Source organism: Hallerella succinigenes (assembly GCF_002797675.1).
Taxonomy (GTDB): domain Bacteria; phylum Fibrobacterota; class Fibrobacteria; order Fibrobacterales; family Fibrobacteraceae; genus Hallerella; species Hallerella succinigenes.
In genome coordinates this window covers 1,879,795-1,900,681 of record NZ_PGEX01000001.1, presented here as the reverse complement: position 1 = coordinate 1,900,681, position 20,887 = coordinate 1,879,795, and the positions used below count along the sequence as shown (strand labels likewise).

Genomic DNA, 20,887 nt, shown 5'->3' with positions numbered 1-20,887 from the left:
TCTTATAGACCGAGAAGGGACTTTAATTCTTCCAAGTTGTGCGCCACTTCATGCTTTGCATCCCAAAGGCGTGTAAAGCTCTTGCCATAGGCTTCGTGGACCAAACGGTTATCGAAGAACAAAGCCGTTCCGGTATCGGATTCACTGCGAATCAGCCTCCCCAAACCCTGGCGCAATTCAAGCAGTGCTTCCGGAATATAAAGGTTCTTGAACGAATTCTCGTTACGTTCCTTCATTTTATCGGCAAGGCTTGCAATCAAAGGATCCGACGGATTCGGGAACGGGAGCTTTGGAATCACCAAAAGTTCGAGTGCGTTATCCGGCAAATCGATGCCTTCCCAGAATACCTGACAGCCAAGCAAACATGCTTCGCGTTTTTTGCGGAACATTTCTACAAGGCTATCCATGCCTCCATCTAAATTCTGGCAGAGCAGGAGCTTATTCTTTTCTGCAAAGCACGGTGCCAAAGCGTCGTGCACCTTGTTCATGCTCACGATGCTTGTAAAAAGCACAAGGGCATTCTTCTTGTTTTCGGGCAAGATTTCCGCCAAGGTGACGTCGAGTGCCTTTTGGAAATCCGATGTATTCGGCTTTGGCAAAAAGTCTGCGATAATCACCCGGCGTTTTGCATTCACGTCGAATGCAGACGGGTACGTGCGCACAAAAGGAGTCTTTGTTTTTGCAAGGCTCGGGCTATGCATGCCCATACGCTGTTCGTAATAGTCAAAAGATCCCTGCAGCGAAAGCGTCGCCGAGGTGAACGTTGCGCTTTTGATCCACGGATAGAACTTTTCGGACCAGTTGTTGCCCGGGTACAGTGGAATTGCGCGAAGGATTGCCGTATGCGGATTGCCCGGTTCTTCCATGTAAAAGACCCAGTCTTCCTTGCCCGCCTGCGTAATGAATCCAAAGTCTTCGGCAAAGCGTCCGATATCCATCGCAGCGCCTTCGAGATTTCGCGCAACGAGCACAAAGGCAGAATTTTCGCGGAGCTTCGAAGAAATATCTTCCGAAATCGCCTTCACCGTATTGCAAGAGTCAAGAACCGGGCGCGGATCCGTATCGTATTCCGCAAGGATTCCCTTGGCAAAGCGGAAACCGTCCGGCTTGTGCTTAAAGACCTTTTTGCCAAGCTTCAAGAAGAAACGGTGAAGCGCCTTTTCACATTCGACCGTCGCTTCGCGAAGTTTTGCACAGGCATCCAAAAGCGAAGCTTCTGCATTCGCTTTGGAAAGGAGCGTTTCGAGTTCCGCGACAAGACCCTTGTCCTGAGCCTTCGGGTGAACCAGAATCTTCGTTATGTTTCGCAGACGGAAGAATCGCACCATTTTGCCAAAGGTCATGTGACTCATCGTCGGCAGGCGATGCGCTTCATCGAATACGATATGATCGTAAGTCGGGAGCAGCGCAAAGTCCAGCGCAAGATCCGAAAGGAAGAGCGAATGATTGATAAAAAGCAGGTTCGCCTTGGCCGCCTGGCGGCGCGCATTCAAACCAAAGCATTTGTCGTAGAACGGGCATTTTTCGCCGAGGCACGTCGAAGCATCGCTCGAAAATTTACTCCACAGCAAGCGGTTGCGGGAAAGGTTAAAACCGGTATTTTCGTTGCCGTCTCCCGTTTTGGTATGTTCAATCCACGGAAGGAGCGTCATAAAGGATTCCCGTTCATCGGGAGCGAGCAACACATCCGGAGACATCAAATGTTCTTCGAACTTGCGCAGGCAAATGTAATTGCCGCGGCCCTTCAAAACGACCGGGGAAACGCGATTTCCAAAAAGCGGAGCAATCGCCGGGTAATCGTGCTGGCAAAGCTGTTCTTCGAGGGTTCGCGTCGCCGTGCTGATGACAACACGTTCACCGGTGGCAGCCTTGAGCGCTGCCGGAACGAGGTAGGCCAAAGTCTTTCCCATGCCGGTGCCCGCTTCGAGAATCGAAAGTCCACCCTTGTGCATATTGCGTTCCACGATTTCTGCGTAGTCGAGTTGCGAAGAGCGCGGAGAGTAATTTTCGATGACTTGCGAAAGCTTGCCGCCCTTTTCAAAGAACTCGCTCACACGCGGTAAGCGTTCCTTGGAAGACAGCGGCGAAGTGACCGTTTCCGGTTCTAAAGGGGTGAGCTTTTCGTGATCCGGAACGCAGTCGTCAAAGATGCTTTCCCAAGAGGTTCCCTTAGCAAGGCGTGCCAGGTGATGACGCACAAAGGAATCCATCTTTTCAATTTCCAAAAGCGCCATCCAAAAAAGCTTTCCGCAGGCGTCTGCATCCGGGAGAGCGCGGTGCGCCCGTTCACGCGGAATGTTCAGATACTTCACCAAGGTTTCGAGCTTGTGATTGGGAATTCGACGGTAAGCGATACGCGAAAGGATAAGAGTGTCGAGAACCGGATTCGAATCGATCGAAACGCCGACCTTGCCGAAGGTATTCTTCAAGAACTTGGAATCGAACTGCGCATTGTGAGCGACCAGCGGATAGTCGCCGATAAACTGTCGAATCTGACCTGCAACAGACGCAAAGTCCGGAGCGTCCTTCAGATCCGCATCCGAAATACCCGTGAGCGATGCAATAAACGGGCGAAGCGTCTGCTTCGGCTTAATCAAAAAATCTTTGCTTTCAACAGGCTCTCCATTTTCGAACCTTTCCAAAGCCACTTCTATAATTTCATCGTTTTCAAAATCCAGCCCGGTCGTCTCCAAATCCAAGGCAATGTACACGTTCGGTTTCATCAGAGTCCTTTCAAATCAGCTTCTAACACATTTGCGCCTCGCTCAATCACAAGCGTATCTGCCAAGGCGCGCCACGGCATTCCATATTCAAACTGGAAGAGCTTGCCCGCGTACGGAACATCCAAAGAATCCTTGGTACGGAAGTATTCCATCAGGTACTTTCCTTCCGTCAAATCATCCATTTGGAAAGATCCATTCAGCGCACAAGTCACCGTGGTAAATCGATCCGAGTCCACCTTTCGAATGCGCACGCGCGTATCCGTCGAGCCTCCCGGAATTTTTCCCGAAAGCGACGCCAACTGAAGCTTCGGAACTGTTTCAAACTTTACCCAGACACGCGTCTTCTTCGTCACGATGGTATCACGAATTCCCGTCATCGAATCCGGCGAAGAAAGCGTCGAATCCGCATAGCGTTCCAGGAGTTCCACCTTCGCATCGGTCAAGAAGAATTCATCGCCGTACACCATAAAGCGAACCGGATCCTTGCGCAAAACGCGCACCGGAAGCGTATCCTGATTCTGCACAAGAACAAGCACCCGACGGAGCGAATCAAGCACGGAATCCGCCACAGGCTTGTCATAGGTAATCTCAATCGAATCCTTCGGGAAAATGTTTTTCGCATTCATCGCAGGTACCGAAGCGATCATCTTCGTCGGAAGGGTATCGCCCTTCTGCTCCGTCCAATCGATTGAAAGCGAACCGAGGCGAGAATCCAAAATGCGTCCCACAGAATCCTTGCCGGTCACGCAGCGGAATGTATAAGAGGAATCTCGGTTCGGCAAAGAGTCAAAGACGAATTCCATGTCGGCACTACGTGGCGCACGGAAGATCCACGTCGGACGAATGCGGGTCGAGTCCGCCGTCAAGAGAACGCAATTTTCCTTGTCGAGAATCGTGCTGTCGATCATCAGATTCTTGGAGAACTTTGCCGTCAAAGCGTTTTTTCCAACCTGAGTAATCGCTTCGAGGGAAACCGGAGTCGTATCCTGGTCCGCAAGTGGAATCCAGAGCGTGTCCGCAAATTCCGGGGTCAAGTTTAAATCGCTCACCGCTACGCCGGCGAGTTCTGCCGAAGTTTCGATCTTTTGGTTTCCGTTCACATCGAGGAAGGCGACGACTCGGTAATGTCCCGCCTTTAAACCTGCCATGTGAAATCTTCCAAGGCTATCGGTCTGCGTCGAAAAGAGCGGCTGTTCCTTGGTGAGCTTAGGAATCGAATCAGCCTCCACCGTCTGCGTCGAATCGCGGTACTTTTCTAAGTAATGATGCGAAGCGCGTTCCGCTGCTCCGATTAAAAAGAGACCGACCGTCGGGAACTGTTTTTTCTGGATCATCGAAGCCGTTACCATGGCACGTCCCGTCAGCGAAAGCGAATCGATAATCGGACCCGTGGAAAAAGTCAAACGGAAAGGATCCGCCACCGCATTCCCGTGCAAATCCTTGAGACCGCTTGCAATCGTCACCGTATAAGTCGTATTCGAATCGAGGCGTGCCTTAGACGTCACATAGAGTTCGTCGCCATCGACTTCAAACTTGAGTCTCTTTTCGAGCGGAGGGGAAATCATAACCGCACTCCGCGGTACGCTCGTCGCAATCCATTCGTCAAACTGCAAATGGATATTCAATTCGAGCGGCATGTTCGTCGAATTCGGCGCCGGATAAACCCCAGCCACACGCGGAGGATACTTGTCTTCTGGACCGCCACCCGGAGCGACGGAAGTTGCGCAGTTCAAAAGAACGAACGCAAAGAAGAAAAGCGCAAGAATTCGAAGCTTCATCTTCGACTAATCCCCGATCATATGAATGATCTTGCCGATGCGCGTCCAACGAATCTGGAACGGCACCTTGAACCAGCTGAACGGATTTCCAAAGGAGAAGCTTCCATCCGAATTATCGAAGGAGAAGTACACGACAAACGCCTTTGCCTTGATGTTCCTTCTCGAAACAAAGCCCCAGTAGCGGCTGTCCGCAGAATTGTCGCGGTTGTCGCCCATCATAAAGTACACCGGATACTGCACCGTGTACTCGGTCGTCTTTTGACCGTCCACCAGAATGTTCACTTCCAAACGGAGAGTCGAATCCAGCGAAACGTTATAAGCGAGATCGCCAAGCTGCGAACCCTCGAAATAATCGTAGCTCACCGGGCGCGTCATTCCCTTGTAATGGGCGTTCGGATCAAAGCGAGGCAAAAATCCCGTGCGAGCGAACTGCTTGAACAGCATAAAGCTTGCAGGCCCCGCAATCGTATCACCCTGATGAATGGCCTGCCCCACGATCTGCCCCTGCGACATCACCACGTTCAGCAAAAGACCGCGGTCATTTTCCACAGGCACGCGGAAGTTTTCAAAATAATGCTGATTGTCGAGGACAGAATCCTTATACAGGTTCAGTTCGAGTTCAATCTTCTTTTCCGGATTTTCCTGCATCATCAGGGAGCGGATCCACCAGAGCCTTGGCAAAGAAAGTTGCGTGAGATCAATGACGTCTCCCGGAGCTGGCACGCGAGTCTTTTCCAAAGAATCGCGGGCAATCCCTGTACGGTAATAAGCCGTGTACTTGCCCTTACCCGGGATCGCATTCTTCACCCCGTTCTGCGAAAGCACGCCACGGTTCACTTCGATAGTATCGCCCGAAACCGCAATGCAGCGCTTGATAAAGTCCTTGGGACCGTCGCCAAAGTGCACCAGATGCGGATTTCCTTCCAAAGGCTTTGAATCCCAATAGAAGTTTCCAAACATTAAGCCGTCGGCGAGATGCGTATAACGCGCATAATCGTAATCGGGATAAGCAGGTTCCCCCGGATAGCGGAAGATGATGACATCACCCACTTTCGGATCGGTAAGGCCTGGGAACTTCGAATGCGTAAACGGCACCGGAGAACCATAGGTAAACTTGAGTCCTAAAATAAAATCGCCCGTGAGCAGCGTATCTTCCATCGATCCACTCGGAATCTGGAACGCCTGAATCACATACTGAATCACAATCAGTGCGCACGCAATCGGCACGATCACTTCTCGTAACGCAGCCTTTACCACACGCGGAATAGAAAATTTCTTCAAATCCATATGACCCTGCAAGATAGAAATTCTACCGAGACCCGAAATTTTTCCGTTCATCGGAGCGACCCTTTTCACCCTGTGCAATTTTCTATCTTGTGAAATATGATAGAATTATTTCAGCAATACAAAGCCTTTTTAATTCTCTGTGGCATCGCCGTAATGTCGCTTTACATTTCCCGCTACACCTTTATGCCGATTTTCAAAAAAATCGCCAAACGCAGCAAAGGCCAGTTCGACGATCTGCTCGTCAAGCATCATGCGATTGAACGTTTTGCCCACATTATTCCGGCGATTATTCTCTACCGCGGACTTCCTAGCGTTCTTACGGATTCCGCGGACTTGTTCCAAATTCTGATCACGCTGAACAACATTTACTTCATCGTCGTCGGCTATCTCATTTACGATTCCTGCCTCCGCGCCATCGCCGACTTGATTCTGTTAAATCCGAAAAAGCAGGGCATTCCAATTCAAGGCGTTTGCCAGGCAGGCCTTCTTTTAGGCTTCTTGATTTGCACGATCCTCGTGATTTCGCAGGTCACAAACAAGAGCCCGGTCATACTTCTTTCGGGCCTCGGCGCTCTCGCCGCCGTCTTCATGCTGGTCTTTAAGGATTCGATTCTCGGCTTTACGGCAGGCGTCCAGATCGCGATTCTCGACCTTGTCCGTACAGGCGACTGGATCGAGATTCCCAAGGAAAACATCAATGGTATCGTGGACTACGTTTCTCTCACGAGCATCCGCATTCAAAACTGGGACAATACGACAAGCATTCTCCCCGCCTACACGATTGTCTCCACGACTTTTAAAAACTGGCGCACCATGCAAGAATCCGGACGCCGCCGCATTCAACGTTCCATTCTCATCGACGGCAGAATGCTCGGCTACTTAAACGAATCGCAGATCGAAGCCCTCAAAGCCGACAAGACCGTTCTCGCCATGCTCGGATCTCGCCTCGAAAAAATGACCGCCAAGGATCAGGTCGTGAACATGGAACTCTTCCGCTCCTTCGCCACGACCTACATCCGCTCCTTAGACGATGTCGATCCGCAAAAGACGCACTTTGCCCGTGAACTCGAATCGAAGGGTTATGGCATTCCGCTCGAAATCTATATGTTCACCAAGATTACTTCCTGGGCCGAATACGAAACTTTCGGATCAAACGTCGTGGACTTCCTCATGGCAAAGCTTCCGCTCTTTGGACTGCGCATTTACCAGAGGAATTGATTTCTACTTCAAAAAAGGATTCAACAAAAAAGGCCGGCATTTCGCCGGTCCTTTTTGCTTTAAAATTTGGCATCCTATCGGGTCTATACGCTCGAAGCTACTCTTGTAAAAAGATAGCCCTCCTTCCTTTGCAGTTTTTCAGGGTCAAGCGACCGGGCATAAACATTCAAGAAAGAGTTCGGAGCTGATTGAATCTTGTTAGATCGGGCATAACTTCCGATGGATGCCTACCTATAATATAGCCTGCAAAAAGAAATCGTACAACGTTTTCGTGTCTTTTTCTTTCCACAATTTTGTCATTTCTTTGTCATATCGGACATTGGATCGATTTTTGCAAGTTCATCGTCCAACATGGAAGACAATACCTGGGCCACTTTTTGGCTTTCGAGGTAATAATCTTTGTATCTCGCGTGACGGCGTTTCATGTCGAAAAGTTCCGACGTGATATCCATCGCCATCAGCAAGAGCTGCTTTCGCATATCCATGCGGGCGTCCGAACTTACATAGGCCTGCATCTTTTTCGTCACATAGGTGACTATCGCAGAGAGTTCAGCATCGGTCAAGTCTGTCTGAATTTGGAATCGGTCCGTACCAATTTCAACTCGGACAGTGCGTAAGGCAGGTTCCTTCTCGTCCATCTTTTCCTCATTCATCCTTTATTCCGACGCCAAACGAATCGGTGGCTGCGAACCACCTCAGGCGAAAAAATCGGTCTGTGCAGACTCCTCTTGTTTCGGTTGATCCTGGTTCACATCTTCTTCGGCAGCTTCCTGAGATTCTTCCGCGGTTTCGGATTCTTCCGGAGCCGTAACCTGGATTTCCGTGCCGAGTTCATTTTCGATGGTCGAAAGGAGGTCCTGGAACTTTTCCTGAGCAGACTGAATTTCGCTGTCCTGTTCGCTCACGACATTTTCCATTTCTTCGATCTTTGCATCCTTTTCGGCGACGTTAGCCTTGAGGGTTTCAATTTCGGTGTCGCGTTCCTGAATCTTTGCATTCAAGGTTTCGATTTCGCAAATCTTGTTGTCCAATTCAGAAGAAATCTGGTCGAGTTCCGAGCGTACCGATTCATAATCCTTCAAAGTACTGTCGATCGTCGCCTGTTTTTGACCGAGTTCCGAATTTTTCGAAGCGATTTCACCCTGAAGGGAGTCAATCTCCGAGGACTTGCTCGAAATTTCGGATTGAAGGGATTCGATTTCTGCGCACTTTTCCGCAACCTTCTGTTCTGCGGCGGCCTTTTCGGCCCTCAAACGGCGATTCGCTTCAAGAATCGACTGGATTTTTTGGGACAAGGTGTCCAGATTTTCAAGGTTCATAAACGCTCCTTCCTATTACAAGGAAAATATACAAAGTTGATAGGGTTCGCAATGCATTAAAATGCTTTATAAATTCCAACGAGTGCAATGATTTTGCCGATGATCGCCGGGAATCCCGGAAGCAAAAAACAAAGAATCACACGGGTCACACGGTTGCGCCACCAGCGGGAAACTTTCCAAATATCTACGGACACCGTTTCAAATTCCGAAACCCGCGGCGGTCGCATGTAAACCTGCACAAGCGCGACAAAGAAGCCCACACCGATCAGCGGAGTAAGGCCCGTAAAAGGCGCCATCACCAAGGCGGTGAGCATCGCAAGCGGATGTGCGCCTGCAACGATCGCACCGAGCATCGCACCACCGCCCGTGAACAAGAACCAGTTGAGCGTAAGCTCGCCCGCTTTTTCAAGTCCGGACTGGAAGCCCACAAACACGACCGAAAGGATGATCGCCGCGGTAATCGTCCAGCCGATAATCTTGAACAACGATGAGGGCGGCTTGATTTCACAAAGGGATTCTTCGGACGGCAACGAACTATCTTCTTCAATGATCTTCCGAATGCCCGTAATATGGCCTGCGCCCACGACCGCAAGTACACGATTACCCGGAGCGTTCCGAATTCGGCTCGCCAGGTACTGGTCGCGTTCATCAATCAAGACGGTCTTTACTTCGGGGAAGGTCTTGCCGAATTCCTGCATCATCGTCGAAAGGGAATCCTGCGACTTTATCTTGCGGAGTTCTTCTTCCGAAACTTCCGTTTTATCGAAAAGGCTTGCAAAAAGCGAAGCGATTAGCGAAAACTTGCGGTACCACGGAGTGCAGCTCCAGGTACGGCGGAGCGTCACCTTAATGTCTCGATCAGCGAGAAGGGTCGGAATGTTTGCTTCTCGCGCATTCAGAATGGCGCCGTAGAGTTCCGCGCCCGGGCGGACTCCTGTCTGCAGACCCATTCTCTTTTGATAAGAACCGAGAACGAGGTTGGCGATCAGAGTGCCGAGCTGGTGTTCACGGATAATCTTGCGCAAATCGGTCTTTTTCCAGCGATCCGGATCTTCAAGGGACTTGAGACGGCCTTCGTCCAGTTCCACACAAACGGTATCCGGATGCACCTCCGAAATCGCTTTTGCGACCAAATCCTTCGATTCCTGGGAAATGTGCGCCGTCCCGACCAAGATGAATTCCTTGCCATCGGCACGCGTAATTCGATGAATATCGGTATTTTCACAGATTTCGCTCATGAGTCCAATGATAGAAATTCCATTATGCGGAGAATCTGTAACTTTTAAAAAACCGTTTCAAATAGTTCCGCAATTTGTTTATATTTTTTATCCAAATTATTATCTCGGAGGATTTGAGATGAAAAAGATGGCATTGGGTTTGATTTTGGCTTGTCTTGTCGGATGCGCAGGTGTCCAGTCTGACGATCCGACTGCAATCAACGACGCACTTGTCGGCTTCACCGTCAATTCCCAGGCGGAACACTGGCCGGAAGCCCTGAAGTTCGTAACTGCAGACGAAGCGGAGGAAATTACGGACGAAAACGGTCTGATGAAAGAAGAATACCGCGTCGCCGCAAGCCGTCTCCGCATTTCCGCATTGAAGCGCATGCCGTGGAAGGTCGACGGTAAGGGCCGTCTGATCGGCATCAAGGAAGTTCTCGACGACTTCAACAAGAAGTACATCGTTTCGGAAGACGAAAAGAAGGTCGGTTCGAATCTCGAACAGATGCGTCAGGAACGAATCAAGCGGACCTTAGAACGCGGTCAACGCATCATGGCAGGCGAAGAAGAGCAGGCGAACCAGGAACCGGAAGTCGAAGTCATCACGAACAAGTTGACCGAAGACGAAAAGCGTAAATATGGCAGCACGGGCGAACTCCGCGCACCAGAAGAAATCGAAACGACAGCAACCTATACGCCCGAAGAATCCTCAGGAGCTTCTGACTCTTCCGACAATTCCTATTCGTCCGAAAGCGAACAGTCCCAGGTCTTTGAACCGGAAAATTCGAATATCGAAGAAGACGGTTACTATGGACCGGACGAAAGCGGTGCTACTTCCGACTTCTAAAGTTGAATTCGACAGCCAAATAGCTATATTTGGCAAATCTTGAATACGAAAAAACATATCATTATCGCCATCGACGGTCCGAGCGGAACCGGCAAAAGCACAACTGCAAAGATCGTCGCAAAGGATCTCGGCATTACCTATTTGGATACCGGGGCCATGTACCGCGCCATTACGTTCGCGGCTCTCGAAAAGGGCGTTGCACCGACCAACAAGGCGGGCATCGACCAGCTCCTCCAGTCCACCAAGATTCGCTTTGACAACAATAACCAGATCGTCATCAACGGCATTAACCGTGAAAAGGAAATCCGCGGCAAGCAGGTTTCCGAAGCAGTTAGCCCGTACAGCGCGATCCCCGAGGTCAGGTCCGTCCTCACCCAGTGGCAGCGAGAAATCGCGGGCGAACGCAGTTGCATTCTCGACGGCCGTGACATCGGTACAGTCGTATTCCCCAACGCTGATTTTAAGTTCTTCCTCGTCACGGACCTGAAGGTTCGCGCTGAACGTCGCTACCAGGAATGCCTGCAGAAAGGCATTGCGATGACGCTCGAAGAAATCGAGAAGAATTTGGCAGAACGCGACCGGATCGATTCCAGCCGCGCAACCGCTCCGCTCAAAAAGGCGGACGATGCCATCGAAATTGACACTACACAACTCTCAATTGAACAACAGGTAAAGAAGATCGAAGACCGCGTAGGTGTAGTGGCGTAGCCTCGATCCCTTTTCCACAACCCAATTAATATATGTCTACAAAACTCAAATTCGGTACAGACGCAGACCTCCAAGAAATTCTCGAAGCTGAAAAGGAACTCGGTTCCATCGGCACGAACGAAGCCGCAGAAGCTTATGCTGGTATGGAAGGCCTCGAAGCGGGCAAGGTTGTCACCGGCAAGATCAGCCAGGTGAACGATCAGGAAGTGCTCGTCGACGTGAACTTCAAGTCCGAAGGCGTTATCTCTCGCAACGAATTCAAGGAAGGCGAAATTCCTGAAGTCGGTTCCGAAATCGAAGTTTTCATCGAAAAGCTCGAAGACGACGACGGCCGTCTCGTTCTCTCCAAGCAGAAGGCCGACTTCGTGCGCGTTTGGGAACGTATTCACCAGGCTTTCGAAAACAATGAAATTGTTCGCGGTACGCTCACGAAGCGTATCAAGGGCGGCGTGGTTGTAGACCTCTTCGGTATCGACGCCTTCCTTCCGGGCTCCCAGATCGACCTCCGTCAGATCCCGGACATCAACGCCCTCATCGGTCAGGATTTTGACCTCAAGGTTATCAAGGTCAACAAGGCTCGTAGGAACATCGTCGTGTCTCGCCGCGTCGTTCTCGAAGAACAGCGCAACAGTCAGCGCGACAAGGTCCTTGACACTCTCGACAAGGGTCAGGTCCGCAAGGGTATCGTCAAGAATATCACCGACTTCGGTGCATTCATTGACCTCGGCGGCGTAGACGGTCTCCTCCACATCACCGACATGAGCTACAAGCGTATCAGCCATCCGTCTGAAATCGTCAAGCTCGGCGATGAAGTGGAAGTTATGGTTCTCGACTTCAACGACAAGAAGGAACGTATCTCTCTCGGCATGAAGCAGCTTAAGCCGCATCCGTGGAAGGACGTTGCCGCCCGTTATCCGGAAGGCATGGTCGTGAAGGGTAAGGTCGTTTCCATCACCGATTACGGTGCATTCGTCGAACTCGAAGATGGCATCGAAGGCCTCATCCACGTTTCCGAAATGTCCTGGACTCAGCACGTGAAGCACCCGTCCAAGATTCTCGCCGTTGGCCAGGAAGTGGAAGCTGTCGTGCTCAAGGTCGAAGAAGAACAGGAACGCATCTCTCTCGGCTTGAAGCAGCTCGAAGAAGATCCGTGGGAACACATCGATGACGAACTTCCTCCGGGCGCACGCGTCGTGGGCGAAATCCGTAACCTCGCTTCCTTCGGCGCATTCGTCGAAATCAAGGACGGCGTTGACGGCCTTATCCACGTTTCCGATATGTCCTGGACGAAGAAGATCAATCACCCGTCCGAAATGGTCAAGAAGGGTGACAAGGTCGAATGCGTCGTTCTCGCAGTCGATAAGGAAAAGCGTCGCATTTCCCTCTCCATGAAGCACCTCACCGAAGACCCGTGGGATTCCGTCGAAAAGGCTTTCCCGGTTGACTCCGAAGTGAAGGGCAAGATCGTTCGTCTCCTCGACCGTGGTGTCGTGGTGGAACTCCCGAACGGTCTCGAAGGCTTCATCCCGGTCTCCAAGCTCACTGCCGAATACATCAAGGTTCCGGCAGACGCTTTCAAGGTCGGCGACGAAGTTCCGGCTGCTGTGACGGAAATCGACCAGAACAACCGCAAGATCTATCTCTCTGTGGTGGACTACTTCAAGAACCGTGAATCCGCTGAGCTCAAGGCTTGGATGGATTCCCACAAGCCGGGCGAAAACGGTACTACCATCGCTGAAGCTGTTGCTCCGGCTAAGAAGTCCAAGAAGTCTGAAGAAGAAGCCTAATTTTTAACTTCCCATTCTGATTTGAAAAATCCCGAGTCTTTAAGACCCGGGATTTTTTGTTTGATTTTGTATTTGAAAAAAATTTATCCGCGTGTGAAACGGAACATCAGACGGAACAAATGTCGATCCGGGTCATCGTCGGAATCCACTTCGATGACACCGAAATAGGTATAAGAAAATTCAACACCCAAAGACCAGGTATCGCTCACCCACCAGTCCATACCTACGTTAATGCGATTGGCCACAAAGACACCGCCCCATTCAGACCTATCGCCGACATCGCCGACAGCATCGAGAAGCATCCCGTTGACAGAGGTCGATTCCCCGATATGGAAACCGCGCATCACCGAATTCGGATTCAAAAATGGATAGACTTCAAACCCGAGGCCCGCTCCACCAGAAAACATGATCGAATTTTCTGAGTCCGCTTTTTCTGAAGTTTTTCCATAAACATCGCTCTGTTCTTCACGTAAACATTCCCAGTTGTCCGTGTCAAACATGAAATCAAACGTGGAGTAAAGCGCAATCAAATTCCCGATGGATTTTCCAAAGCGGAAATCAATCGCCGGGAAGACAAACGCATTATAGGAATTTTCCTCTTTTTCCGATTCCCAGAAATAGTCATATTCGGCAGTATACTCATTCCAGCGGTAGCGATAGCTAGACGAAGAAGAGCTTGCCGAAAAAGAATGATAAGCAGGACCGATGCCCGCGCTAAAATAAAAGCCCCGGTGCTCATGCGGATTACGGGCAAAGGCGACGGAGGAAAGCAGAGCCGCGCAAAGGCCCATTCGGAGGAGAGTCTTCATTTTAGCCTCGCGTCAAACGGAACAGGATGTGGAAACCGTCAATGCCGTTGTCACTGCCCGTTACATAGACCTTCGGCGACGCATGGAAATACGCCGCACTGAGACCGATCGAGAGATGATCGTTCACCCACCAGTCTTTACCAATTTCTACCGTAAAGCCCCAATCCACATTCACTTCGGAATCGACAGATTCTAGATCAGCTCCATACACGGCATCTAATCCATAACCAATCGATCCTCCCAAGAAGAAGCCATTCAAAGCAGAGCTTGTATCGCGGAACGGATAAATCGACGTTCCAAAACCAATATACGAACGCGCCATAATCGAATTGTCGTCAGAACCCTTGTCGACATCGCAATTCCCATAAGAATCACAGTAAATCTCGATATCATTTGCTTCGCCAGAATAAACCGCAATATTGAACTCTGTATAAAAAACGAGCAAATTTGCAACGCCAACGCCAAAGCGGAAATCCATAAGCGGGAAGGTAAATCCCTTAAAGCTCGCTTCCTCGTAGTCATTGCCATCTACTTGTTCCGTATGGAAATTGACATACGAAAAGCCCGTACCGAAATTACTGTAAAAGCCACGGTGTTCCTTCGGGTTCGCGATCCGCGGCGCAGTTTGTTTTGCGGTAGGCAAAGTTTCTTCTGCCACAGGAGCGGCAAGCGTCGAAGATTCCACAGCCGGAGCTTCAGACGCAGAGGATTCTAAAGTTGCAGATTCCGAAGTGGAGAAATGGGGAGCAGTTTCCCACGCAGAGCCTTCGGCAAAAACGCAAGCGGAAAACAGACAAATCAAAGCAAATAATTTTTTCATGCCTAAACCTATAAATTTTTACAAAAATAAAAAAAACGCAATTTTACAATAGCCGGCATAGCCGGCGGTTCTTCTTTTACGGGCGTAGCCCTAGGATACTAGCCACGCGTCACGTCGCGTTGGTCGATCTGCCACTTGCGGAAGGTCCTTACCGGCAGACCGCATTTCAATAGTAACCAAAGGATTTCTTGTTTGTCGAGGATGGAACGCCAGAAGGCTAAACGGGACCACCGGCCTAGCCGGCGGTTTTGAATACATACAAAAATCCCGAGTCTTTAAGACCCGGGATTTTTGTTAAAGCGCTGCGGATCTTTTGTATCTTTGCCAGTATGATCAAGCGAATTCAGGAATTGGATGTTCTGCGAATTTTGGCGATGCTGTTTGTCATCACCTACCATTTCGCTGTTGAATACGGTTTCGCCGGGATTCCTGTTATGAACTTGTTCTGCACCACTCCGAACTATGATTTTGGAAACGTCGCTGTCACGATCTTTTTGATTCTTTCAGGTGGGTTACTTTATAAGAAATACGGGGACTTGTTGAATGCGCCTTCTAAGGAAATTTCCCTTCAGCGCTTTTACAAAAAACGAGCCTTGGCGATTTACCCGCCCTTCTGGATTTTAAGCCTTTACATTCCCTTTAGCCTATTGCGTCACGCGTTGACCGACGGAAACACCTTTGCCCTTGCGCATCCTCTGACGCTGTTGCTTACGCTCATCGGTTTTGATGGCTACGTTAAGCTTTACGGAGTGAGCACATACGCCTTTTGCGGAGACTGGTTTGTGGGAGCGATCGTATTCCTTTATCTTCTCTATCCGCTCCTCGCCAAAGTCTATCGAAAGGCGCCTATCGTTACCCTGTCCGTTTTGACGGTTCTTTATGCGTTGCAGTTTTGGATTCCCGCCCCGAATTTTTTATTGAGCGCATACCCCTTCACGCTCCTGTTCAAGTTCTGCTTGGGATTTGCCCTAGTGGAGAACCTGGAAAAACTCCGGAGCTCGCGAACGGCGATTATCTCTGCGATAGTCTTTATCGTTTTGTCCTTCATCGACATTCCCGGAAGTCTCAACACGGATTGCTTCGGAACTATTGCTGCCATCGCCCTATTCGTCTTTGGCTTTTACCTTGCTCCGTCCCTGCTCCGCAACAAAGCGGTCGGCACTTCCGTTCAAAAAATCGCTCCGCTTTCCTACTGCGTATTTTTGGTACAGCACGTAGCAATTCTTTGGAGTCAAGCAGCTTATATTCAGCTATTCGCTAAACTGCACCTGCGATTTACAGAATGGAACGTAGCCGCTCTCTTGGCGGTGACCATCCTCCTGATTCTTTTAATTGCTTATCTTCTAAACAAAGTTACCCGAAAAGCTTTAACGTTCCTTTAAAAAGAGGCATTCTCCAACGTGCCACAGAACTTCTTGAAACACGACAGCGAAAAGGACGCCCCTTCTGTCATTACGAGAAGCTCCCCCTCTGTCATTGCAAAGAGCGTGAAACGCGACGAAGCAATCTGCATGGACGCTCAAAAGTTTTAACTTTAAAATATGTCGCATTACGTCTACATGTTGCTTTGCAAGGGCGACCGGATTTACACCGGGTACGCGACTGACGTACAAAAACGTTTCGAAGCGCACAAATCCGGGAAGGGCGCCAAGTTCACCAAGGCGTTCCCCCCAGAAAAAATTCTCAAGGTCTTTGAATTAAAAACCAAACACGACGCCATGCGCCTAGAATTTTTAATCAAGCGTCAACCGCTCGAAATCAAAAAGGCGTGTATTGAACTTGCGGAAGGAACGCTCCCCGCGTTCTTTCCCGAAGCTTAATGCGCTTCGAGCCAGTTTGCACCATAGCCGACAGAAGCGACGAGAGGAACCTTCAATTCCATCGCGCTCTGCATTTCGCTCTGCACGATTTTTCCCATTTCTTCCACGCGGTCCTTCGGGCATTCGAACACAAGTTCATCGTGCACCTGGAGCATCATCGTCAGCGGCAAGGAATCTTCCTCGATCCGCTTAGCGACACGAATCATCGCCGTCTTGATCAAATCGGCAGCGCTTCCCTGCACAGGCGTATTCACCGCCATGCGTTCTGCCATTTGACATTCCGTGCGGTCACTCGAATCGATGCCTAAAATGGCGCGACGGCGGCCGGTGAGAGTTTCCACGTAACCGTGTTCATGCGCAAACTGTTTAATCTTTTCCACGTAAGTTTCCACGCCACGGTAAAGGTTAAAGTAACCGTCGATAAAAGTCTTCGCTTCGCCCATCGGAATGTGCAAATCGCGCGAAAGGCGGAACGGCGTCATGCCGTAAAGAACGCCAAAGTTCACCACCTTGGCGCGGCGGCGTTCGTCTGCGGTCACTTCGGAAGGGGCCTTGCCAAAGACCGCAGAAGCCGTGAGCGCGTGAATATCCATGCCGCTGTTATAAGCTTCGATCAGCTTTTCGTCTTCGCTCAAATGGGCGAGCATACGGAGCTCAATCTGCGAATAGTCCGCGGAAAGAATCACGTTATGAACCGGATCTTCCGGGACAAACGCGGCACGAATCTTTTTCCCTTCTTCAGAACGGATCGGAATATTTTGCAAGTTCGGATCACGGCTCGAAAGGCGACCCGTCGCCGTTCCCCACTGCACAAAGTTCGTGTGGATGCGATGCGTTTCCTTGTTCACGAGCGTCGGGAGAACTTCCACGTAAGTGTTCTGAAGCTTTTTCAGTTCGCGGTAATTCAGAATCGACTGAATAAAAAGTGTTTCCTGTTCCGAAAGGTCGAATTCGTTCAAAAGGCGATCGAGAACAGCGCTGTCCGTGCTGCGGCCGGTCGCCGTTTTCTTCAAGACCTTGAGCTTAAAATCGTCGTAAAGAACTTCGGCGAGCTGCTTTGGAGAACTGATATTGAACGGGCTTCCACCCGAAAGCTGGTACACGAGTTCTTCCGTTTTTTCGATGCGCGTCGAAAAGTCTGCGGAAAGCGCCTGCAAAGCCTTGGAGTCCACGGACGCGCCGTTTTCTTCCATGTTAAAGAGCACCTTGAGAATCGGCATTTCCGTTTCTTCAAAATGCTTCAGCTGCCCGTTCTGAGAAAGCTTTTCCTGGATCTTGTCCCAGAGTTCATAAATCGCCGCAGCGGTCTGTGCGGCATATTCCGCTGCATCGTCAACAGACACACGGCAAAATTCGATTTCATTTTTTCCACGACCGACAAGCGTTTCTTTTAAGGGAACTTCCCTGCCCACATAACGCATCGAAAGTTCTTCAAGCTCGTATTTGGATTCCCCCGGGGAAACGAGCCATGCTCCAATCTGGGCATCCAAAACCTGATGCGGTTCCACACGTTCATCCATCGACCAGGATAGCACATGCAACGCGGTCTTTGCACCGAACATACGCCACGGCTTTTGCGCAACCGTAAACGCCGGCACAAACCAATCCGAAAAATATTCCGTATCGATGTTGTTCAGCGGAATTCCCATGTCGTCCGTGTGACCGAGCGGCACGTAAAAACCTTTATCCGGTTCCGTTGCAAAGGCAACGCCCGAAATGCGTGTTTCCATTTGATTCGAACCGTCATACATCACAGAAATCGCAGGCGAAGGAGAGCCTTCGACCGCTTCCATCATTTCCTTAAAAGCCTTGGTCGTGCGCACGACAACCGTTTCAAACGGTTTCGCATGCCGCTTCGGAAGTTCACCCGAAAATCCCGCCTTGGACGGAACATCTTCGAGCAAACGGATCAGACTAAAAATTTCGTTTTCCTTAAAGAGCTTTGCCATCGCATCGCTTTCGATGCCCTTGAATTCAAGCTCTGCCATGGTCCCCTTGAATCCGCGTGCCGACTGGATAGTTACCAGTTCACGCGAAAGGAAGGCGTTTTCCTTGCCCTTTTCCAGATTGTCATGCAAACCTTTTTTGGTAATCTTGTCGAGGTTCTCATACAAATTGTCGATCGAGCCGTATTCCTGCAAAAGCTGTACAGCCGTTTTGGGGCCAACCTTCGCAACACCCGGAACGTTATCGGAAGAGTCTCCCATCAAAGCGAGATAATCGCGGATCTGTTCCGGCGGAATGCCGTACTTTTCCTTGACCTGTTCCGGTCCAAAGTCGATGCCGTCCGCCCCTTTTTCCAAATGGAAAAGATGGATGCGATCGTTCACGACCTGCGAAAGATCCTTGTCCTTTGTCACCAGCAGAATCTGTTCAAAACCTTCTTTGTACGCAACTTCCGCAGCGGCGGCCATTACGTCGTCAGCTTCGTAACCTTTTTCGGAAAGCAGTGGAATTCCGCTGACCTTGATGATTTCTTCGAGGAGCGGCATCTGTTTGGCCATTTCTTCGGGCATCGGACCGCGATTCGCCTTGTATTCCGGGTAAAGTTCATGCCGAAACGTCGGCGCGCCTACATCTGTCACAATTGCAAAATGCGTCGGCTTATGCTTGGCGAGAATGCGAAGTACAGCGCCCCAGTAACCGTGCACCAGGGAAACATCCAAGCCGTCTTTATTCACCAACGGATTTTTCGCATACGCATAAAACATGCGGAACGCGAGTGCAAACGAATCCAACAAAAGCAACTTACGCGGAGCGGACATGAGCCCTCCTTTCCAAAATATTCCTATAGTTCGACGCTCAGCTTTTCGCGCATTTCCTTTACCGTTTCCACCGCCTTTTCGACGGAGTTCGCGCGGGCAAGCAAAACGCCCATCCGACGGTGACCGCCCACCTGCGGCTTACCGAACAGGCGAATGCCCGTATCCGGAGTTTCGAGGACTTTGGCGAGATTGCTAAATCGCACCTTATCCGATTCGCCTTCAACAACGATTGCCTTGGAAGCGGACGGACCGCGGAATGCGATGTTCGGAATCGGAAGCCCGAGGATTGCACGAGCGTGCAAGGCAAATTCCGAAAGATCCTGGGAAATGAGAGTCACCATGCCGGTGTCATGCGGACGCGGGCTCACTTCGCTAAAAAGCACTTCTTCGCCGCACACAAAAAGCTCCACGCCAAAGATGCCACGACCGCCGAGAGCGTCCGTCACCTTTTTGGCAATGTCGTGAGCCTGTTCGAGCACATGGGCACTCATCGGCTGCGGCTGCCAGGATTCCTGATAGTCACCGCTCACCTGGTGGTGACCGACCGGTTCGAGGAAGCTCGTACCGCCCACATGACGCACGGTGAGCATCGTAATTTCATAGTCGAACGGCACAAAACCTTCGACGATCACGCGGGAAGGCTTACCCGTGCGACCTGCGGTCTGAGAAATGTTCCAAGCCTTATCGATATCTTCTTCGCACTTGACCGTGCTCTGTCCGTGACCCGAAGAGCTCATCACGGGCTTTACGACGCACGGAATGCCCACAGCCTTCACGGCGGCCTTAAAATCTTCTTCGGTATCGGCAAAGCGGTACGGGGACGTCTTAATGCCTAGATCTTCAGCGGCAAGACGGCGAATGCCTTCGCGGTTCATCGTGAGACGTGTCGCCATGGCGGTCGGAATCACGTTGTAGCCTTCCTTTTCGAGTTCCACGAGGGTCGGCGTCGCAATCGCTTCGACTTCCGGAACGATGTAGTCCGGCTTTTCCATTTCGATCACACGGCGCAGTTCCGCACCGTCGAGCATATTGATTACATGACTGCGGTGCGCCACCTGCATACCCGGAGCGTTTGCGTAGCGGTCCACGGCAATCGTTTCGGCGCCAAGGCGCATCATTTCAATGATGACTTCCTTGCCGAGTTCACCTGCACCGCAAAAGAGAACGCGCGTTGCGCTCGTGCTCAGAGGTGTACCAATCGATCCAAGTTCTGCTGCCATAAATTTTCCCTAGTTAAGTCTTTGTCGAATTACTTTTTGTTCTTGCCCGGGGTGCCTTTTTCGTAGCCGCCAATGCAAGAAACCGCTTTGCTGTTGCAAGCCGTTCCTTCACGCGATGTAGTTTCCCCTTCGGCTTCAAAGATCGCTTCCACCATGCGACTAAAATCATTCGATGCTTTCTTTCCGATCGTCGTCTTGTAATACAAATCGTCATCGCGCGTGTACACAAGAACGGTCACCGATTCACGCGCGTTATGCTTGCTCTTGAGCGTGTAACCGTAAGGTTCTTCCTTGATCGTGAACATCTGAAGACTCGGCATTTCAATTTCAAAATCTTTCCACGTCACATACTTGCCTTCGGCACGCGCTTTAAAGAAAGCGGTTGAATCTTTTTCATTCAGGGTCTCCATGACTTCGTTGATACGCGTATCATAAGTTTCCTGAACCAAACGAAGTTCTTCTTCCTGAGCGGTCAAACGTTCTTCTGAATCCATCGCGAAAAGCGCGGATGTCGAAAGGCAAAAAGCGAATGCGGCTATAGAAATTTTCTCCATACTCCAATTTTA

At 50.4% G+C, this 20,887-nt stretch carries 17 protein-coding genes; 6 read left to right on the top strand and 11 right to left on the bottom strand.

What is annotated here, in order from left to right; translation table 11 throughout:
- Positions 1-2: 2 nt before the first annotated feature.
- From BGX16_RS08660 to lepB, 3 genes are read right to left on the bottom strand one after another with little or no spacing between them, the layout of a single operon-like run.
- Positions 3-2,723 (bottom strand): helicase C-terminal domain-containing protein, encoded by a 2,721-nt coding sequence (locus BGX16_RS08660; protein ID WP_241899502.1) that lies wholly within the window; start codon positions 2,721-2,723, stop codon positions 3-5.
- Positions 2,723-4,501, bottom strand: a complete 1,779-nt coding sequence (locus BGX16_RS08655; RefSeq protein WP_100425681.1) for an Ig-like domain-containing domain — start codon at positions 4,499-4,501, stop codon at positions 2,723-2,725. Before BGX16_RS08655 ends, BGX16_RS08660 begins: the two co-directional genes overlap by 1 nt.
- A gap of 6 nt (positions 4,502-4,507) precedes the next feature.
- The gene (lepB, locus tag BGX16_RS08650) at positions 4,508-5,788 is read right to left on the bottom strand and encodes a signal peptidase I (RefSeq protein ID WP_100426808.1); all 1,281 of its coding nucleotides are present in this window, start codon (positions 5,786-5,788) and stop codon (positions 4,508-4,510) included.
- Between the two features lie 96 nt (positions 5,789-5,884).
- Between lepB and BGX16_RS08645 the strand changes: the two genes are divergently transcribed.
- Positions 5,885-7,006 carry a mechanosensitive ion channel family protein gene (locus BGX16_RS08645; protein WP_100425680.1) on the top strand — a complete coding sequence of 374 codons (1,122 nt, stop codon included), beginning with the start codon at positions 5,885-5,887 and terminating at the stop codon, positions 7,004-7,006.
- A 296-nt stretch (positions 7,007-7,302) separates the two neighbouring features.
- Here BGX16_RS08645 and BGX16_RS08640 read toward each other — a convergent pair whose 3' ends face one another.
- Genes BGX16_RS08640 through BGX16_RS08630 form a run of 3 tightly spaced genes read right to left on the bottom strand, consistent with a single transcriptional unit; the run spans position 7,303 to position 9,563 of the window.
- Positions 7,303-7,659 carry a cell division protein ZapA gene (locus BGX16_RS08640; RefSeq protein WP_100425679.1) on the bottom strand — a complete coding sequence of 119 codons (357 nt, stop codon included), beginning with the start codon at positions 7,657-7,659 and terminating at the stop codon, positions 7,303-7,305.
- 42 nt (positions 7,660-7,701) lie between these two features.
- The gene (locus tag BGX16_RS08635; protein WP_100425678.1) at positions 7,702-8,325 is read right to left on the bottom strand and encodes a coiled-coil domain-containing protein; all 624 of its coding nucleotides are present in this window, start codon (positions 8,323-8,325) and stop codon (positions 7,702-7,704) included.
- Positions 8,326-8,381: 56 nt separating this feature from the next.
- A complete protein-coding gene (locus tag BGX16_RS08630) occupies positions 8,382-9,563 on the bottom strand; it encodes a TraB/GumN family protein (protein WP_100425677.1) in 1,182 nt (393 codons plus the stop codon).
- A gap of 118 nt (positions 9,564-9,681) precedes the next feature.
- Here BGX16_RS08630 and BGX16_RS08625 point away from each other — a divergent pair, with 118 nt between their 5' ends.
- Genes BGX16_RS08625 through BGX16_RS08615 form a run of 3 tightly spaced genes read left to right on the top strand, consistent with a single transcriptional unit; the run spans position 9,682 to position 12,887 of the window.
- Positions 9,682-10,392 (top strand): hypothetical protein, encoded by a 711-nt coding sequence (locus tag BGX16_RS08625; protein WP_198514895.1) that lies wholly within the window; start codon positions 9,682-9,684, stop codon positions 10,390-10,392.
- Positions 10,393-10,431: 39 nt separating this feature from the next.
- On the top strand, positions 10,432-11,100 hold the full coding sequence (gene cmk / locus BGX16_RS08620; RefSeq protein ID WP_100425676.1) for a (d)CMP kinase: 669 nt from the start codon (positions 10,432-10,434) through the stop codon (positions 11,098-11,100).
- Between the two features lie 32 nt (positions 11,101-11,132).
- Entirely contained in the window at positions 11,133-12,887 is a 1,755-nt protein-coding gene (locus tag BGX16_RS08615; protein WP_100425675.1) for a 30S ribosomal protein S1, read from the top strand.
- Between the two features lie 83 nt (positions 12,888-12,970).
- Here the strand turns inward: BGX16_RS08615 and BGX16_RS08610 are convergent, their stop codons facing one another.
- Positions 12,971-13,696, bottom strand: a complete 726-nt coding sequence (locus tag BGX16_RS08610) for a hypothetical protein (RefSeq protein WP_100425674.1) — start codon at positions 13,694-13,696, stop codon at positions 12,971-12,973.
- Between the two features lies 1 nt (position 13,697).
- Positions 13,698-14,516 (bottom strand): hypothetical protein, encoded by an 819-nt coding sequence (locus BGX16_RS08605; RefSeq protein WP_100425673.1) that lies wholly within the window; start codon positions 14,514-14,516, stop codon positions 13,698-13,700.
- A gap of 329 nt (positions 14,517-14,845) precedes the next feature.
- On the opposite strand from BGX16_RS08605, the gene BGX16_RS08600 reads away from it, so the two are divergent.
- Both BGX16_RS08600 and BGX16_RS08595 read left to right on the top strand, forming a co-directional pair.
- A complete protein-coding gene (locus tag BGX16_RS08600) occupies positions 14,846-15,898 on the top strand; it encodes an acyltransferase family protein (RefSeq protein ID WP_100425672.1) in 1,053 nt (350 codons plus the stop codon).
- Between the two features lie 159 nt (positions 15,899-16,057).
- Positions 16,058-16,336: a GIY-YIG nuclease family protein gene (locus BGX16_RS08595; RefSeq protein ID WP_100425671.1), complete on the top strand. Its 279-nt coding sequence runs from the start codon at positions 16,058-16,060 to the stop codon at positions 16,334-16,336.
- On the opposite strand, the gene polA is transcribed toward BGX16_RS08595, so the two are convergent.
- Genes polA through BGX16_RS08580 form a run of 3 tightly spaced genes read right to left on the bottom strand, consistent with a single transcriptional unit; the run spans position 16,333 to position 20,875 of the window.
- Positions 16,333-19,101, bottom strand: a complete 2,769-nt coding sequence (gene polA, locus BGX16_RS08590; protein WP_100425670.1) for a DNA polymerase I — start codon at positions 19,099-19,101, stop codon at positions 16,333-16,335. The two genes, BGX16_RS08595 and polA, sit on opposite strands and share 4 nt — an antisense overlap.
- A gap of 23 nt (positions 19,102-19,124) precedes the next feature.
- The gene (gene purT, locus BGX16_RS08585; RefSeq protein ID WP_100425669.1) at positions 19,125-20,321 is read right to left on the bottom strand and encodes a formate-dependent phosphoribosylglycinamide formyltransferase; all 1,197 of its coding nucleotides are present in this window, start codon (positions 20,319-20,321) and stop codon (positions 19,125-19,127) included.
- Between the two features lie 29 nt (positions 20,322-20,350).
- Positions 20,351-20,875, bottom strand: a complete 525-nt coding sequence (locus BGX16_RS08580; protein WP_100425668.1) for a hypothetical protein — start codon at positions 20,873-20,875, stop codon at positions 20,351-20,353.
- Between the last annotated feature and the right edge of the window lie 12 nt (positions 20,876-20,887).

Coding starts and splice junctions, on each gene's coding strand:
- polA (WP_100425670.1), bottom strand. CDS start 19,101: ATGTCCGCTCCGCGTAAGTTGCTTTTGTTGGATTCGTTTGCACTCGCG.
- BGX16_RS08595 (WP_100425671.1), top strand. CDS start 16,058: ATGTCGCATTACGTCTACATGTTGCTTTGCAAGGGCGACCGGATTTAC.
- BGX16_RS08655 (WP_100425681.1), bottom strand. CDS start 4,501: ATGAAGCTTCGAATTCTTGCGCTTTTCTTCTTTGCGTTCGTTCTTTTG.
- BGX16_RS08600 (WP_100425672.1), top strand. CDS start 14,846: ATGATCAAGCGAATTCAGGAATTGGATGTTCTGCGAATTTTGGCGATG.
- BGX16_RS08640 (WP_100425679.1), bottom strand. CDS start 7,659: ATGAATGAGGAAAAGATGGACGAGAAGGAACCTGCCTTACGCACTGTC.
- BGX16_RS08625 (WP_198514895.1), top strand. CDS start 9,682: ATGAAAAAGATGGCATTGGGTTTGATTTTGGCTTGTCTTGTCGGATGC.
- BGX16_RS08580 (WP_100425668.1), bottom strand. CDS start 20,875: ATGGAGAAAATTTCTATAGCCGCATTCGCTTTTTGCCTTTCGACATCC.
- purT (WP_100425669.1), bottom strand. CDS start 20,321: ATGGCAGCAGAACTTGGATCGATTGGTACACCTCTGAGCACGAGCGCA.
- BGX16_RS08660 (WP_241899502.1), bottom strand. CDS start 2,723: ATGAAACCGAACGTGTACATTGCCTTGGATTTGGAGACGACCGGGCTG.
- BGX16_RS08645 (WP_100425680.1), top strand. CDS start 5,885: ATGATAGAATTATTTCAGCAATACAAAGCCTTTTTAATTCTCTGTGGC.
- BGX16_RS08635 (WP_100425678.1), bottom strand. CDS start 8,325: ATGAACCTTGAAAATCTGGACACCTTGTCCCAAAAAATCCAGTCGATT.
- BGX16_RS08610 (WP_100425674.1), bottom strand. CDS start 13,696: ATGAAGACTCTCCTCCGAATGGGCCTTTGCGCGGCTCTGCTTTCCTCC.
- BGX16_RS08605 (WP_100425673.1), bottom strand. CDS start 14,516: ATGAAAAAATTATTTGCTTTGATTTGTCTGTTTTCCGCTTGCGTTTTT.
- BGX16_RS08615 (WP_100425675.1), top strand. CDS start 11,133: ATGTCTACAAAACTCAAATTCGGTACAGACGCAGACCTCCAAGAAATT.
- lepB (WP_100426808.1), bottom strand. CDS start 5,788: ATGGATTTGAAGAAATTTTCTATTCCGCGTGTGGTAAAGGCTGCGTTA.
- BGX16_RS08630 (WP_100425677.1), bottom strand. CDS start 9,563: ATGAGCGAAATCTGTGAAAATACCGATATTCATCGAATTACGCGTGCC.